Origin of the sequence: Bradyrhizobium sp. ISRA430 (assembly GCF_029909975.1) — a bacterium.
Taxonomy (GTDB): Bacteria; Pseudomonadota; Alphaproteobacteria; order Rhizobiales; family Xanthobacteraceae; genus Bradyrhizobium.
The window spans coordinates 1,786,526-1,801,016 of record NZ_CP094516.1 but is presented as its reverse complement, the minus strand read 5'-3'; the positions used below and the strand labels follow the sequence as shown (position 1 = coordinate 1,801,016).

Here is a 14,491-nt window from a genome sequence, read left to right as displayed (position 1 = left end):
GATGTGAGCTGCCGGCGAAGCAGCGCGCCGTGGAGGGAAATGGATGTCAGCGGAAAAACACAAGATCGACGCAGCCGGCGCGTCTACAATCGACATTGCAGCCCTGCGCGCGCGCTATCGCGACGAGCGCGACCTTCGCCTGCGCACTGAAGGCAAGGCGCAATATGTCGAGGTGACCGGCGGCTTTGCACGCTATCTCGACGATCCCTGGGCCGATGCCGCATTCGCGCGCGAGGCCGTCAGCGAACAGACCGAAGTGCTCATCGTCGGCGGCGGCTTCGGCGGCCTCTTGTGCGGCGCGCGCCTGCGCGAAGCCGGCATCGATGATTTCCGGATCGTGGAAAAGGCCGCCGACTTCGGCGGCACCTGGTACTGGAATCGCTATCCGGGCGCGGCCTGCGATACCGAGAGCTACATCTATCTGCCGCTGCTGGAGGAGACCGGCTACATGCCGGTGCGCAAATATGCCCGTGCACCGGAGATCTACGAGCACTCGCGCCGCATCGGCCGTCACTTCGGCCTCTACGAGCGCGCGCTGTTCCAGACCGTCATCTCGCGGATGGCATGGCAGGAGGATGAGGCGCGCTGGCTGGTCGAGACCGATCGCGGCGATCGCATCCGCGCGCGCTTCGTCATTCTTGCAGGCGGCCCACTGAGCCGGCCGAAGCTGCCGGGCATTCCCGGCATCCAGACATTCAAGGGCCACAGCTTCCATACCAGCCGTTGGGACTATGCCTATACCGGCGGCAATGCCGAAGGCGGTCTCACGGGGCTCGCCGACAAGCGGGTCGGCATCATTGGCACCGGCGCGACCGCAGTGCAATGCGTGCCGCATCTCGGCCGTTCCGCGAAGGAGCTCTACGTTTTCCAGCGCACGCCATCCGCGATCGGCATACGCGACGACCGGCCGACGGACGAAACCTGGACAAAGAGCCTGAGACCAGGCTGGCAGCGCGAGCGCATGGACAATTTCACCGCGGTGATCTCCGGCGAGCCGTTCGAGCAAGATCTGGTGCAGGACGGCTGGACCGACCTGCTCGGCGAGATCCTGCTGGCGCCGCGCCGCCAGCCGCAGCCGGTGACCTCGATGGAGGAGGCGCTGAAGCTGATCGAGCAGGCCGACTACCGCAAGATGGAGGAGATCCGCGCCCGCGTCGATGCGGTGGTGAAGGACGAGGCGACCGCGGCGGCGCTAAAGCCCTGGTACAAGGCATTCTGCAAGCGACCGTGCTTCCACGACGAATATCTGGGCACGTTCAACCGCTCCAACGTGCACCTCGTCGACACCAAGGGGAGGGGCGTCGAGCGCATCACCGAGAGTGCCGTCATCGTCGACGGCAAGGCCTATGAGCTCGACTGCCTGATCTATGCCAGCGGCTTCGAGGTCGGCACCGACTACGCCCGCCGCATGGGCTTTGAGGTCTATGGGCGCGGCGGCACGAGCCTGACCGAGCGCTGGCAAGATGGCGTCAAGACGCTGCATGGCTTCTACAGCCGCGGCTTTCCCAATTGCTTCCTGATCGTCACGGTCCAGGCGGGCCAGAGCGCCAACTTCCCGCACATCATCGACGCGCAGTCGCGCCACATCGCCTATGTGATCGCAGAAGCGCGCAAGCGCAAAGCCCGGACCCTGGAGCCGACGCTTGCCGCGGAGAACGCCTGGGTCGACGAGGTCGTCAAGGCCGCGCTCGGCCGCCAGACCTATCTCGCCGAATGCACGCCGGGTTATTACAACAATGAAGGCGTGTTCGATCCGATCGCGGCGAGAAACAGCCAATATTGGCGCGGCCCGGTGGCGTTCCTGCGGCTGCTGAAACGATGGCGCGCGGATGGCGGCCTGGATGGGCTGGAATTGACCCACGAGCCTGCCGGGGCAGGCAGCTCTCCGACTCTGGCGTGAACGGCATGATCCCGACACTCAGCGGCGCAACACGGCTCTATGTCATCGTCGGCGATCCGATCGCGCAGGTGCGCTCGCCTGCGGGCGTGACGGCCGCCTTCGCCGCGCGCGGCCATGACGGCATTCTCGTGCCTGTTCAGGTCACGCCAAACGATGTGCCAGACTTTCTCTTGGTTGCAGCACGGCTGAAGAATCTCGACGGCATCGTCGTGACGATTCCCCACAAATTCGCCTGCTACCAGGCCTGCGCGAGCGCGACGGAGCGGGCGCATTTTCTGCGTACGGTGAACCTGATGCGCCGGCGCGCTGACGGCGCGTGGCATGGCGATATGGTGGACGGCCTCGGCTTCGTCGGCGCCGCGCGGGCGAAGGGGATCGATCCCAGCGGTATGCGGGCGCTGCTCGTCGGCGCCGGCGGCGCCGGATCGGCCATCGCTCTTGCGCTTGTCGAAGCCGGCGTCCGCGAGATCGCCATTCACGACAGCGAGCCGGGGCGCCGCGACGCGCTGATCTATCAGCTCAACCGGCTCGGCAGGGCGCCCGCCCGGGTCGGCACAGTGGATCCCGCCGGCTTCGATTTTGTCGCCAATGCGACGCCGGCCGGGATGAAAGACGGCGATCCGCTGCCGGTCGATGTCGCGCGGCTTGCGCCATCGGCCTATTGCGGCTGCGTGATCACCAAGCCCGAGGTCTCGCCTTTCATCGCGGAAGCCCGCAAGCGCGGCTGCGTCACCGCGACCGGCACTGACATGTACCAGCAGCACCAGAGCATCATGGTGGATTTCCTGCTCGGCCACGACGACGGCGGAAATTAGGAGATTGCCGGGGTGTCAAGAGCCCAGCCGGCGCCGATTGCGCCCGGCAGGGCTTGAGCAATGGCAAGTGACGTAGGATCATGTGCCCGCGCGAGCCGGTCGCGCATCCAGAGAGAGGACCGCGGAATGAGCAAGGGCAGGACAGTTGCGACTGCGATGATCGGAGCCACCGCGCTGCTCCTCTCTTTGATATCCGTGGCCGATGCCGCGCAATGCGGCAGCTCGCCGGCCGGCTTCGAGGCCTGGAAACGCGAGTTCAGCGAGGAGGCTCGCGCCAAGGGCATCGGCCCGACCGCGATCTCGGCGCTGATGCAGGCCCATTACGCCAGCGCCACCATTGCGGCGGACCGCGGCCAGCGCAGTTTTTCACTTTCGCTTGACCAGTTTCTCGCCAAGCGCGGTGCCACCACCATCGTGGCGCGCGGCCGGTCGCTGAAGCAGTCGCAGGCGGCCCTGTTCGCCTCGATCCAACAGCGCTACGGCGTGCCGCCCGGACCGCTGATCGCGATCTGGGGCATGGAGACCGGTTTCGGCAGCCAGCGCGGCAACCAGAACATGCTGTCGTCAATCGCAACGCTCGCCTATGACTGCCGCCGCCCCGAATTCTTCACGGACCAGCTTTATGCGGCGCTGAAGCTGATCGACCGGGGCGCGCTGTCGGGAGCGACCCGCGGCTCCATGCATGGCGAGGTCGGCCAGACCCAGTTCATGCCCAAGAACATCCTTGCCTACGGTGTCGGCAATCTCGACGTCGCTGCCAACGCGTTGAGCTCGACAGCCAATTTCCTCAAGGCTCATGGCTGGCGTGCGGGTGCCGGCTACCAGCCGGGCGAACCCAATTTTGCCGCCATTGAGGCCTGGAATGCCGCAGGCGTCTATCAGAAAGCGATTGCGCTGATGGGGCGGCAGATCGACGAAGGCGGCGGGGCGTCCGCGGCCCGCTGAGGCGCTTCACGGGGAGTGCCCCGGTCGCGCGCGAGAAAGTTGCCGTCGGGACGGAACCGACGGTACGAGGTTTGCTTTGATCGGGGGCAGGGGCGGGGCACGAGGAGCTCAACATGGCAACCCAGATCGTGATGGATCACACCGGCGATACGCGCCACGAGTTTGATCCCGGCAACGCGGAAGCGTTGGCGCGAGCCGAACGACGCTTTCGGGAGCTGACCGGCTTAGGCTTTACCGCTGCCGTCAGAACCGCACCCGGTGAGGTGACCCGGGTCCGGGCATTCGACCCGACCGCGCAGGAAACACTGTTCTATCCCCGCCTTGTCGGCGGCTGATCAGAACGGCTCATGATCGCGGTCTTTAGGCTCGGCGCGCCGGCGCGGGCGCGCCTGCATGCGCTGCGGGAGCTCTACCGGCGCTTCTTCGGAGAGAACACGCCGGACGCCCGGGGCCGACGGCTGCTGTCCGAATGGCTGACGCCGGCGCAGCTCGCGCAGTTCGAGCAGCACCGGTATTTCGATGTGGTCGGAAGTCATAGCGGCAAGCGGTACCGCATTCACTACGGCACGGCTGCCAACGTCCACGAGATCAATGAAGCCGGGAATGCGACGATGGGATGGTGCTTCGTCCCATCAGGCTTCCTGGTGCCGGGCGATGTAATGCTGGCGCAAAAGATCGCGCTCGAGACCGACGAACGGGCAGCTCTGGCCCTCGCCAACCGGTTTCCGCCGGCGCCGCATTCGGAGCATTTCTACCGGCGGCCGTTCTAGATCGACGCTCGATATTCACCTCTCCCTGCGGGGAGAGGTGAAGCTCTTCGCCGGCGGCCATTTGATCAGAGCCGCGAGGGTCAGGAGTGCGTCGTCCGATAGGCGTCGAGCGCATGCGCCGCAAAAACGCCGATGCTGCAAAGCGCGAGCAGTGCGGAAATCACCTCGGTCATAGCTCATGCTCCCTTGGCGGGAGGGCGACGAGATGTTGGCAGCAGGAATAATCGCGGATCAGGTCGAGGAAGAACTGCATCGTGGCCGTCCCTGTTTGCTTTTGACAACTAGATAACCGGCCATCTGTTTCAGGCGTGTTTCGTGCGTTTGGGAAACGGGTTTCGTGGGGAACCGCGGGCTGGTTTGTGCGCCGCAGGCTCGCTACATCCTGGCATTGTCTGGCCTTTTAGCCGCGGGCTTCCTCCGGCGGCACATCGCATTGCGAGGCAAAATAATGACGTCGATCGAATGGTTTGACGATCTCATCGTTGGAATGCGTTTCAAATCTCCCGAGAGCCAGGTCACCGAAGCCGACATCAAGCGCTTTGCAGCCGAATTCGATCCGCAGCCGATGCATCTGGATGATGAGGCCGCCAAAGCGACGCTGTTCAAAGGCCTTGCTGCCTCAGGATGGCACACCGCGGCCATCGCAATGAATCTTGCCATCCAGGCTCGCCCGTTCGGCCCGCATCCGCTGATCGGCGCCGGCGTCGATGGCCTGCGCTGGGCGCGGCCGGTGCGGCCCAATGACCGGCTTCACCTCGAGGGCGAGGTGATCAGCCTGACGCCGTCGAAATCCAAGCCGCAAGGTATCGCGCTGGTGAAATGGACCATGTTCAACCAGAACGGCGAGGAGGTTTACACCTTCACCCCGATCGCGATCGTGCCGCGACGAGGATAGGCGTCAGCCTTGTTCACCGTCGGCCGCGCCGCGAGAAGCTCTTGCGGCCTGCCAGGAGAGGTGGTCAGCTTGCCCGAGGACACGTGGAGGCTGACATGAGACGGTTGCTTCTCGCCGCTGGCCTTCTCGCTGGTGTCATGGGTGGGCCCACGCTCGCACAACAGAGCAAAGTCGGCGACTGGACTATCGAGAAGCGCAGTCAGGACACGCATTGCAATGCGAGCCGCGGCTATAAGAACAAGGAAGACGAAAACCGCGACTACGTGATCGTGATCACCTATTCCGACAAGGCCATCGTCATCGTGATGATCTACGACGGCTGGGAATGGGACAAGGTCGGCGAGATCCTGAAAGCGGATTTCAGCACGGACGATGCCGACATCATGAAGAAAGCGAAGTGGGAGGTCATGGACAAGACCACCCTGCGCGGCATCTTCGAGTACGACCAATCGATCATGGACCGGCTGTCGAAGGCCAAGCACCTCGCGCTCGATTTCGAGGATGATGACGACGACAGCATCGAGATGCAGATTCCCCGCGCCGGCGAAGCGCTGGCCGCGCTGAAGTTATGCGAGGAGAACAGGAAATAAATCGGCGCACGATACCATCTGCTTCGCCCCGCCGCGCTCAGCGCGCGACGGGACTTTCGTTGGATCATTCGGCAAGACCCTGGACTGGCGCCGCGCTGGTGTCGCTGCCGTGATGCACCAGCGGCTTCATGCCGGTGACGGTGCGCAGCAGCACATAGAATACCGGGGTCAGGAACAGGCCGAACACGGTGACGCCGATCATCCCGGAGAACACCGCAACGCCCATGGCGCGGCGCATCTCGGACCCGGCGCCGGTGGAGAGCACCAGCGGCAGCACGCCCATGATGAACGCCATCGACGTCATCAGGATCGGGCGCAGCCGCAGCCGGCTTGCCTCGATCGCGGCGCGGAGCGGCGAACGTCCGGCGAATTCGAGCTCGCGCGCGAATTCGACGATCAGGATGGCGTTCTTCGCCGACAGGCCGACCAGCACGATCAAGCCGATCTGGGTGAAGACGTTGTTGTCGCCCTTGGAGATCCAGACGCCGAACATGGCCGCGAGCAGGCCCATCGGCACGATCATGATGATCGAGAGCGGCAGCGTCAGGCTCTCATAGAGCGCGGCCAGCACCAGGAACACCAGCAGGATTGCCAGCGGGAACACCCAGATGCCGGAATTTCCGGCGATGAACTCCTGGTAGGTCAGGTCGGTCCATTCGAAGGCAAAGCCGGGCGGCAGCACTTCCGCAGCGATCCGCGTTGCGGCCTCCTGCGCCTGGCCGGAGGAGTAGCCGGGCGCGGCGGCGGCGTTGATGTCGGACGACAGGAATCCGTTATAGCGGATCGCGCGCTCGGGACCCGCGCTCTGGCGGATCTTGAGCAGCGCCGACAGCGGCACCATGTCGCCGGAGGACGAGCGCACCTTCAACTGGCGGATGTCGTCGGCGCGCGCGCGGAACGGCGCATCGGCCTGGACATAGACCGAATAGGTGCGGCCGAACTTGTTGAAGTCGTTCACGTAGTAGGAGCCCAGATAAATCTGGAGCGTGTTGAACACCTCCGTCACGGGTACACCGAGCTGCAGAGCCTTGGTGCGGTCGATGTCGGCGAAGAGCTGCGGCACGTTGACCTGGAAGCTCGAGAACACGCCGGCGATCTCCGGCGCCTTCTGCATCGCCGCCATGAACGCCTTGGTCGCATCGTTCAGCGCCTCATAGCCGAGACCGGCGCGGTCCTCGATCTGGAGCTTGAAGCCGCCGATGGTGCCGAGGCCGTTGACCGGCGGCGGCGGGAACATGGCGATGAAGGCTTCCTGGATCCCGGCATATTTCTTGTTCAACTCGGCGGCGATCGCCGGGCCGCTCAGCGAAGGATCCTTGCGTTCATCGAACGGTTTTAACGTCGAGAACACGATGCCGGCATTGGACGAGTTGGTGAAGCCGGAGATCGAGAGGCCCGGAAACGCGACCGAGCTCTCGACGCCGGGCTGGGTCAGCGCGATGTCGCTCATCTTGCGGATCACCTCTTCGGTGCGATCGAGCGTCGCGCCATCGGGCAGGCGTGCGAATCCGACGAGATATTGCTTGTCCTGGCCCGGGACGAAGCCGCTCGGCACCTGCTGGAAGAGCAGGGCGGTGAGGCCGACCAGGAGCACATAAAGGCCCATCACCGCGGCCTTGCCGGATATCACCTTGGTGACGGTGCCGCTGTAGTTCGCCGAGGAGCGCGTGAAGGCGCGGTTGAAGCCGCGGAAGAACCAGCCGAAGGCCTTTTCGAGGATGAGCGTCAGCCGGTCCTTCGGCTCATTATGGCCCTTGAGGAGCAGCGCCGACAGCGCCGGCGACAGCGTCAACGAGTTGACCGCCGAGATCACGGTCGAGATCGCGATCGTCAGGGCGAACTGCTTGTAGAACTGCCCGGTGAGGCCCGAGATGAAAGCGAGCGGGACGAACACCGCGATCAGCACCAGCGCGATCGCGATGATCGGGCCGGAAACCTCGCGCATCGCCTGATAAGTGGCATCATGCGGCGACAGGCCGGCCTCGATGTTGCGCTCGACGTTCTCGACCACGACGATGGCGTCGTCGACAACGATGCCGATCGCGAGCACCAGGCCGAACAGGCTGAGCGCGTTGATGGAGAAGCCGAACACGTGCATCACGGCGAAGGTGCCGACGATCGACACGGGCACCGCCAGCAGCGGAATGATAGAGGCGCGCCAGGTCTGCAGGAACAGGATCACGACCAGCACCACCAGCGCGATCGCCTCGAGCAGCGTGTGGATCACCGCCTCGATCGACGAGCGCACGAACTGGGTGGGATCGTAGACGATCTGGTAGGACACGCCTTCCGGCATGTTCTTCTTGATCTCGGCCATGGTGGCGCGGACGTGGTCGGAGATCTGCAGGGCATTGGAGCCCGGCGCCTGGAAGATCGGGATGGCCACCGCCTGCTTGTTGTCGAGCAGCGAGCGCAGGCCGTATTCGGAGGCGCCGAGCTCGATGCGCGCGACGTCGCGCAGCCGCACCACCTCGCCACGTGCGCCGGTCTTGACCACGATGTCGCCGAACTGCTCTTCGCTTGCAAGCCGTCCCTCGGCATTGACCGAAAGCTGCAGGTCGATGCCCTTGACGCTGGGCGAGGAGCCGACCACGCCGGCTGCGGCCTCGACGTTCTGCGCCTGGATCGCCTTGACGATGTCGCTCGCGGTGAGGCCATGCTCGGCCGCCTTCTGCGGATCGACCCAGACCCGCATCGAATAGTCGCCGGCGCCGTAGAGCTGGACGTCGCCGACGCCGTCGATCCGCGCCAGGCGGTCCTTGACGTTGAGCACCGCGTAGTTGCGCAAATACGTCATGTCGTAGCGGTTGTTCGGTGATAGCAGGTGCACGACCATGGTGAGGTCGGGCGACGACTTCTTGGTGATGATGCCGAGCTGGCGCACCACGGCCGGCAGCCGCGGCTCGGCCTGCTGCACGCGGTTCTGCACGAGCTGCGTCGCCTTGTCGGGGTCGGTGCCGAGCCGGAACGTCACCGTCAGCGTCATCGCGCCGTCGGTGGTGGCCTGGCTCGACATGTAGAGCATGTTCTCGACGCCGTTGATCTGCTCCTCGATCGGGGTCGCCACCGTCTCGGCGATCACCTTGGGATTGGCGCCGGGATAGGTTGCGCGCACCACGACGGAGGGCGGCACGACGTCCGGATATTCCGAGATCGGCATCGCGAACAGCGAGATCAGGCCGGCGAGGAAGATCAGGACCGAGAGCACGCCGGCGAAGATCGGCCGATCGATGAAGAACTTTGAGAGATTCATGGCTTTGCCCCTGCGCGAGAGACAGCTCTCCCGTCATTCCGGGTTCGCGGGCCGAGGCCCGCGAAGCCGGAATCCAGAAGTAATGTCTTCGGAGTTCAGTAACTTCGAGAGTCCGGGGGCCCGCCGCGCGTGCCCCCATTGCGCAATTGCGCAATGTGGAATGACGCAAACGCTAGCGCTGCACGATGTCCTGGTTGCTGTGGTTGGAGGCCTGTTGCGGTCCGCGCGCGCCCATCGCGGCGACCTCCGTCTTGAGGAGGGCGCCGGGACGCACGCGCTGCAGGCCGTTGACGACGATGCGCTCGCCCGACTTCAGCCCCGAGGTGACGATGCGCAGGCCGTCGACCGCGCCGCCGAGCGTGATCGGCCGGTAGACGGCACGGCTATCGTCACCGACCGCCATCACGAACTTCTTGTCCTGGTCGGTGCCGATCGCGCGCTCGTCGATCATCACCAGCGTCTGCTGCTTCGGCTGGCCCATGCGCACGCGGGCGAACTGGCCGGGGATGAGGCGGCCGTCGTCGTTGCGGAACACCGCGCGGACGCGGATGGTGCCGCTCTGGCCGTTGACCTGGTTGTCGATGAGCTGGATGTGGCCCTTCGCCGAGAGGCCGCCTGATGTGGTCATCTCGACGGGAATCTGATCGAGATTGCCGCGCTTGCCGGAGGCATCTGCGATCGAGTTGAGCGCCCGCAGCACCACCTCTTCATCCGCGTCGAAGGACGCGTAGATCGGATTGACCGAGACCAGCGAGGTCAGGACGGGAGAGGCGGTGCCGGCGGCAACGAGATTGCCGACGGTAACCTCGATCTTGCCGACGCGACCGTCCACGGGTGCGCGCACCTCGGTGTAATCGAGATTGAGCTTTGCGGTCTGGAGTGTCGCCTCGGCCGCCTTCACGTTAGCGACGGCTTCGCGATTGGCGTTCTCGCGCTGGTCGAAATCGCGCCGCGTGACCACGGCGTTGCCTACGAGCTGTGCGCCGCGCTCGACCTCGCTGGTGGTGAAGACCACGCGCGCTTTGGCGGCCTCGAGCTGGGCCGCGGCCTTGTCGACCTCGGCCGCGTAGGGCGCCGGATCGATCTTGAACAGCACGTCACCGGCCTTCACCAGCGCGCCTTCGGTGAAGTTGGTCGCAAGGATCGCGCCGGCGACACGCGGGCGGAGCTCGACGCGGTTGATGGCCTCTAACCGTCCGGAGAAATCGTCCCACAGCACAGTCTGCCGCGGCTCGATCATGGCGACGGTGACCGACACCGCCTGCTCGGGCGCCGCCGTCGCGGTCGCCTGCGCGGCATGAAAATAGCGGCCGGTTGCGATCGAACCGGCCGCCGCGAGGGCGCCGACGATAGCGACACCGCCGAGAAGGCGGCGGAAACGGCCATTACGGGTATTTTGGGATGGGGGCATTTGCGCGCTCCAGATATGTAGTGTTCACTACAGATGTGGAGCTGGACGCCGCAGTGCAAGATACTTATGTACCATTCACTAAGAAAATCGTAGCCACTTACCGCAAGAATTGGAAGCCGGCACAGAAAAGAAAGCTAGAACAAATAGATAGGATCAGGCGTTAGAGCGATAGGCGACGCCGATTCCGAGGAGACAGGCACATGGGCATGGGACGCCCCCGTGAATTCGACGCCGACACGGCGTTGGACCAGGCGATGGAAGTGTTTTGGCGCCACGGCTACGAGGGCGCCACCATCGCCCAGCTCACCGAGGCCATGGGCATCAATCCGCCGAGCCTTTATGCCTGCTTCGGCAACAAGGAAGGGCTGCTGAAGGCCGCGCTCGACCGCTATACCAAGCTGCGCGGCGCCTGGATGGAGGAGGTGGTGGCAGCACCGACCGCCCGCGAGGTCGCCGAGCGCATGCTGATGGGCATCGCCGAGAAGCAGACCGATCCCGCCAATCCGCCTGGTTGCCTGCTCGTGCAGGGCGGCATCGCCTGCGGCACCGGCTCCGAAAACGTCCCCTTCGAGCTCGCCGCCCGCCGCGCCCAGAACGAAGACCAGCTCCGCGACCGCTTCATCCGCGCCAAGGCCGAAGGCGATCTCAACGAGACGTCAGATCCCGCAGCCCTTGCGCGTTACGTCTCGGCCGTCTCCGTTGGCATGGGCGTGATGGCATCGTCAGGCGCGGACCGCGAGGCGCTGCGGCAAGTGGCGAGCGTGGCGGTGCAGGCTGTTGAGGCGCAGTCGCGCCGCAAGTAGTCCGCGGCCAATCAGGACAAAATCAAGCTTCAAAGCAGCCTGTGCAACAGCGGCGCGCTGTCGCCCGAGTCAATAGCGATAGTCCCGGCCGCGACGTTGCTGGCCGTACGCCGCGCGGGGGTTCAGGCCGCAGTAGACGTTGCGTCCGGACGCGGATGCCAGGCATTGTGCGCGGCTGCGATAGCTGCAATCGCCGGGATAACCCAGGCCTTTGCCCTGGACACACCAGGGATAATCCTGGGCGCGGGCTGGCGCCGATCCGGCGAACGCACTGATCGCGATGATGAAGGCAGCGAGGAATGACAATCGTTGCACCGACCACTCCTGTAGTTTGAGGAGATCGCGACGCATCAACCTCTTCCCGTCTGGCTCGTTCCCCGACCGCACGGCAAGTCAGAGGTCGCCGAGATCCGGGATGCCGTTCATCTCTGCATCGACATGCCGAACATCTTTGCGCCCGGCGGTCTTTGGGCAACCCCATGGATGGAAAGAGTCCTGCCGACGATCGTTGCGCGGCGATTCACATAGCCTAATGCGCGCGGTTCCCCCAACCGTCAAAGTGAGCGGACTGGAAAAGGGGGCTGCGATGGCGATGGATCGCATCGAGCAGGCGTTTGTCGCGACCGCTGTCACGGGCTTTATCGTGATGACGGTGGCAATCGTGTGGATGATGCTGGACTGACCGGCGCGGGGAGACCAATCTTGCGCATCGCGCTGCCCTACGCCGCGGTGATCCTGTGCCTCGCGGTGACCGCTTGGCTTGCCTTCGCGCATCTGTTCTGATCGTCAATTTGCCGTGAACCTCGAGGCGTCATGTCCGGACGGTTGATCTTCGTTGCGCGGAGTTTCGCGACTTAACTCATCGCGTAGGCGCTGCCCGCTCACGAGATGATCGCTGTTGCGGAGCAGTTTCAGCGCCTTGAAAACCAGCTCGCGCGAATGGTTCAGGAGCTGTGCGTCGAGCGCGGAATTCGGTGAGTAGATCATCGAATGCCTCTTCAGTTTCATTCAACGGGTCGGTGAGGGCGCCTCGCGTGTCATGCCTGCCGATTGTCGATGATCGCAGCGAGCTTCCGGGCCATTGCCACAATGTCGATCGGCTTTTCCCAGAGGGGCACGTCCTGGAATTCCGCGCCGATGGCAATCTTCTCGTACCCCGTGGTGAACACGAACGGCACCTGGCGCGCCCTCAGCTCGCGGGCAACGGGAAAGATCATGTCGCTGCGAACGTTCACGTCGAGCACGGCCGCATCTAGACTGCCGCCGTCGTGCAGAAGTTCGACCGCGCCTTCAATATGGCCCACCGGGCCCGCCACGTCGGCGCCGAGCGAGCGGAGCGCCTTGTCGATGTCATCGGCGAGGAAATATTCGTCCTCGACCACGAGAATACGGCGACCCTTCAGCAGAGTGCGTTCACGAGGCAGCGTGGGCGATACGGACATGATCCCTCCAGGGTCCTCCAGACAGGAACTTAAGGCGATCGGCCGCCTTGGTCCAAACGATGCAATCGAAGGCGGGTTCCATGAGCAACCACGACATCATCGTCATCGGGGGCTCCGCCGGAGCGACCACGCCCTTGAAGCAGATCCTTGGCCGCCTGCCGGTGGACCTGCCGGCCGCCATCTTCATCGTGCTGCACATTCCGGCGCAAGGTATCGGCATCCTCTCCACGGTCGCCAGCAGCGCCGGCAAGCTTCCGGTCCGGCAGGCCGAAAACGGCATGAAGATTGAGCCCGGCCAGGTCATTCTGGGAGCGCCGGACCACCATTTGCTGCTGTCGGAGGATCGTGTGTTCCTCGGGCGTGGTCCTCGCGAAAACATGGTGCGGCCGGCGATCGATGCGCTGTTTCGCTCTGCCGCTCTGCATCACGGCCCGCGCGTGATCGGCGTTCTCCTCAGCGGCCTGCTGTCGGATGGTGCCGCCGGCCTCAACGCCATCAAGCGCTGCGGCGGAATGACTGTGGTGCAGGATCCCATGGATGCCATTTCCGATGAGATGCCGCGGCGCGCCATGGAGGCGACGACCATCGATCTCTGCGTGCCCGGCGCCACCATGGGAGACGTCCTGTCCGAACTCGTCAAGGAACCGCCCGGGGCGGCGCTGCCGATCCCGCCGGAGATCAAGCTCGAGGTCGAGATTGCGGCAGGCGACCGGGTCGGCAGCGACAAGCTTGCCTCCTTGGCCGATCCGGTCGCGCTGACCTGTCCAGGCTGTGGCGGCGTCTTGTCGGAGATCAAGGACGCGCGGCCGATGCGCTTCCGTTGCCAAGTCGGTCACGCCTACACGGCCGATGTGCTCGCCAAAGAGCAGGAGGGGCGCGTCGACGAAGCCCTGCGCGTCGCTTTGCGCATCATCGAGGAGCGAGCCGAACTGGTGCAGCGCATGGCGTCGGACGGCCGGCGCAGCGGCCGGCTCGCCGTCGCCGAGATGTACGAGGCGCGGGCCGCCGAATATCGCGAATATGCCGATATGATCCGGCGCGTCGTGCTACAATCGCTCGATCCTCCGGTCCGAAAATGGGAAGCTTGAGGCACCGCCATGGCCCCGTCCCTTGCCGAATGTACCGAGCAGCTCCATGCCGAGCAGCGCCTTCTGATCAAGGCCGACCAGGATATACAGGAGGGCTCTCAGCGCATCCGCGATCAGGAGGAGCGGGTCCGTGATCTTCAAGCCGGCGGCCACGACACGCGCCAGGCCGAACGGCTGGTTGACCTGCTCAGGCAGACCCTGATCGAATGGCAGCGTCACCGTATCCTGATCGAGCAGCGCGTCTCTTATCTTCAGCAACAGGTGGATGCGGGTTAGCCGGGAGGCTGACCGGTGGCCGCGCGAATTCCACGCCGATTTCGAACATATGGTCGAGCTGCCGCTCGATGTTGCGGCGCAAGCGGTTGTTCTCGTCGACAAGTAGGCGGGCGGTCGTGATCGCGCTCTCGGCGCGCTGGATCAGGGCCGCGAGTTCATCAGAGATCTGCATCGCGGGCTCCTACGGATCCAGGCGACTATGGACCTTTCGCAGCGGGCTGACAACGGCCGGTTCTCCGCATGGAACGTAGCATCGCATTTTCGCCGTTGGTCTCTTGGGATAACATCGATTTCTGCTATTTG

Annotated in this window: 15 protein-coding genes and 1 pseudogene; 10 read left to right on the top strand and 6 right to left on the bottom strand. The window is 64.5% G+C overall.

Features of this window, described 5'->3' with window-relative positions; genetic code table 11:
* Positions 1-43 precede the first annotated feature (43 nt).
* The 7 genes from MTX21_RS09220 to MTX21_RS09190 all read left to right on the top strand — a co-directional run bounded on the left by MTX21_RS09220 (position 44) and on the right by MTX21_RS09190 (position 5,915).
* Complete coding sequence (locus tag MTX21_RS09220) at positions 44-1,900, top strand: NAD(P)/FAD-dependent oxidoreductase (protein WP_280964487.1); 1,857 nt, start codon at positions 44-46, stop codon at positions 1,898-1,900.
* A 5-nt stretch (positions 1,901-1,905) separates the two neighbouring features.
* Entirely contained in the window at positions 1,906-2,715 is an 810-nt protein-coding gene (locus MTX21_RS09215; protein WP_280964486.1) for a shikimate dehydrogenase, read from the top strand.
* A 126-nt stretch (positions 2,716-2,841) separates the two neighbouring features.
* The gene (locus tag MTX21_RS09210) at positions 2,842-3,660 is read left to right on the top strand and encodes a lytic murein transglycosylase (RefSeq protein ID WP_280964485.1); all 819 of its coding nucleotides are present in this window, start codon (positions 2,842-2,844) and stop codon (positions 3,658-3,660) included.
* 113 nt (positions 3,661-3,773) lie between these two features.
* Entirely contained in the window at positions 3,774-3,995 is a 222-nt protein-coding gene (locus tag MTX21_RS09205) for a hypothetical protein (RefSeq protein ID WP_280964484.1), read from the top strand.
* Between the two features lie 12 nt (positions 3,996-4,007).
* Complete coding sequence (locus MTX21_RS09200) at positions 4,008-4,430, top strand: hypothetical protein (protein ID WP_280964483.1); 423 nt, start codon at positions 4,008-4,010, stop codon at positions 4,428-4,430.
* 448 nt (positions 4,431-4,878) lie between these two features.
* Positions 4,879-5,325: a MaoC family dehydratase gene (locus MTX21_RS09195; RefSeq protein ID WP_280964482.1), complete on the top strand. Its 447-nt coding sequence runs from the start codon at positions 4,879-4,881 to the stop codon at positions 5,323-5,325.
* A gap of 95 nt (positions 5,326-5,420) precedes the next feature.
* The gene (locus tag MTX21_RS09190; protein ID WP_280964481.1) at positions 5,421-5,915 is read left to right on the top strand and encodes a hypothetical protein; all 495 of its coding nucleotides are present in this window, start codon (positions 5,421-5,423) and stop codon (positions 5,913-5,915) included.
* Positions 5,916-5,979: 64 nt separating this feature from the next.
* Here the strand turns inward: MTX21_RS09190 and MTX21_RS09185 are convergent, their stop codons facing one another.
* Complete coding sequence (locus tag MTX21_RS09185; RefSeq protein WP_280964480.1) at positions 5,980-9,168, bottom strand: multidrug efflux RND transporter permease subunit; 3,189 nt, start codon at positions 9,166-9,168, stop codon at positions 5,980-5,982.
* 172 nt (positions 9,169-9,340) lie between these two features.
* Complete coding sequence (locus MTX21_RS09180; RefSeq protein WP_280964479.1) at positions 9,341-10,579, bottom strand: efflux RND transporter periplasmic adaptor subunit; 1,239 nt, start codon at positions 10,577-10,579, stop codon at positions 9,341-9,343.
* 200 nt (positions 10,580-10,779) lie between these two features.
* Between MTX21_RS09180 and MTX21_RS09175 the strand changes: the two genes are divergently transcribed.
* Positions 10,780-11,382, top strand: coding sequence for a TetR/AcrR family transcriptional regulator (locus MTX21_RS09175; protein ID WP_280964478.1), 603 nt, complete (start codon positions 10,780-10,782; stop codon positions 11,380-11,382).
* Positions 11,383-11,451: 69 nt separating this feature from the next.
* Here the strand turns inward: MTX21_RS09175 and MTX21_RS09170 are convergent, their stop codons facing one another.
* Entirely contained in the window at positions 11,452-11,733 is a 282-nt protein-coding gene (locus tag MTX21_RS09170; RefSeq protein ID WP_280964477.1) for a DUF3551 domain-containing protein, read from the bottom strand.
* A gap of 87 nt (positions 11,734-11,820) precedes the next feature.
* Between MTX21_RS09170 and MTX21_RS09165 the strand changes: the two are divergent.
* A pseudogene (locus MTX21_RS09165) lies at positions 11,821-11,892 on the top strand (cysteine hydrolase); the annotation flags it as partial.
* 527 nt (positions 11,893-12,419) lie between these two features.
* Here MTX21_RS09165 and MTX21_RS09160 read toward each other — a convergent pair.
* Complete coding sequence (locus MTX21_RS09160; RefSeq protein WP_280964476.1) at positions 12,420-12,824, bottom strand: response regulator; 405 nt, start codon at positions 12,822-12,824, stop codon at positions 12,420-12,422.
* 80 nt (positions 12,825-12,904) lie between these two features.
* Between MTX21_RS09160 and MTX21_RS09155 the strand changes: the two genes are divergently transcribed.
* Positions 12,905-13,912, top strand: a complete 1,008-nt coding sequence (locus MTX21_RS09155; protein ID WP_280964475.1) for a chemotaxis protein CheB — start codon at positions 12,905-12,907, stop codon at positions 13,910-13,912.
* On the opposite strand, the gene MTX21_RS09150 is transcribed toward MTX21_RS09155, so the two are convergent.
* Both MTX21_RS09150 and MTX21_RS09145 read right to left on the bottom strand, forming a co-directional pair.
* Positions 13,871-14,170 (bottom strand): hypothetical protein, encoded by a 300-nt coding sequence (locus MTX21_RS09150; RefSeq protein ID WP_280964474.1) that lies wholly within the window; start codon positions 14,168-14,170, stop codon positions 13,871-13,873. The genes MTX21_RS09155 and MTX21_RS09150 overlap by 42 nt on opposite strands.
* Positions 14,100-14,360, bottom strand: coding sequence for a hypothetical protein (locus MTX21_RS09145; protein ID WP_280964473.1), 261 nt, complete (start codon positions 14,358-14,360; stop codon positions 14,100-14,102). Before MTX21_RS09145 ends, MTX21_RS09150 begins: the two co-directional genes overlap by 71 nt.
* Positions 14,361-14,491: the final 131 nt, after the last annotated feature.

Excerpts from the sequence above, each read along its gene's own strand:
- MTX21_RS09175 (WP_280964478.1), top strand. The coding sequence starts at position 10,780 with ATGGGCATGGGACGCCCCCGTGAATTCGACGCCGACACGGCGTTGGAC.
- MTX21_RS09210 (WP_280964485.1), top strand. The coding sequence starts at position 2,842 with ATGAGCAAGGGCAGGACAGTTGCGACTGCGATGATCGGAGCCACCGCG.
- MTX21_RS09180 (WP_280964479.1), bottom strand. The coding sequence starts at position 10,579 with ATGCCCCCATCCCAAAATACCCGTAATGGCCGTTTCCGCCGCCTTCTC.
- MTX21_RS09170 (WP_280964477.1), bottom strand. The coding sequence starts at position 11,733 with ATGCGTCGCGATCTCCTCAAACTACAGGAGTGGTCGGTGCAACGATTG.
- MTX21_RS09185 (WP_280964480.1), bottom strand. The coding sequence starts at position 9,168 with ATGAATCTCTCAAAGTTCTTCATCGATCGGCCGATCTTCGCCGGCGTG.
- MTX21_RS09160 (WP_280964476.1), bottom strand. The coding sequence starts at position 12,824 with ATGTCCGTATCGCCCACGCTGCCTCGTGAACGCACTCTGCTGAAGGGT.
- MTX21_RS09220 (WP_280964487.1), top strand. The coding sequence starts at position 44 with ATGTCAGCGGAAAAACACAAGATCGACGCAGCCGGCGCGTCTACAATC.
- MTX21_RS09215 (WP_280964486.1), top strand. The coding sequence starts at position 1,906 with ATGATCCCGACACTCAGCGGCGCAACACGGCTCTATGTCATCGTCGGC.
- MTX21_RS09155 (WP_280964475.1), top strand. The coding sequence starts at position 12,905 with ATGAGCAACCACGACATCATCGTCATCGGGGGCTCCGCCGGAGCGACC.
- MTX21_RS09190 (WP_280964481.1), top strand. The coding sequence starts at position 5,421 with ATGAGACGGTTGCTTCTCGCCGCTGGCCTTCTCGCTGGTGTCATGGGT.
- MTX21_RS09145 (WP_280964473.1), bottom strand. The coding sequence starts at position 14,360 with ATGCAGATCTCTGATGAACTCGCGGCCCTGATCCAGCGCGCCGAGAGC.
- MTX21_RS09200 (WP_280964483.1), top strand. The coding sequence starts at position 4,008 with ATGATCGCGGTCTTTAGGCTCGGCGCGCCGGCGCGGGCGCGCCTGCAT.
- MTX21_RS09205 (WP_280964484.1), top strand. The coding sequence starts at position 3,774 with ATGGCAACCCAGATCGTGATGGATCACACCGGCGATACGCGCCACGAG.
- MTX21_RS09195 (WP_280964482.1), top strand. The coding sequence starts at position 4,879 with ATGACGTCGATCGAATGGTTTGACGATCTCATCGTTGGAATGCGTTTC.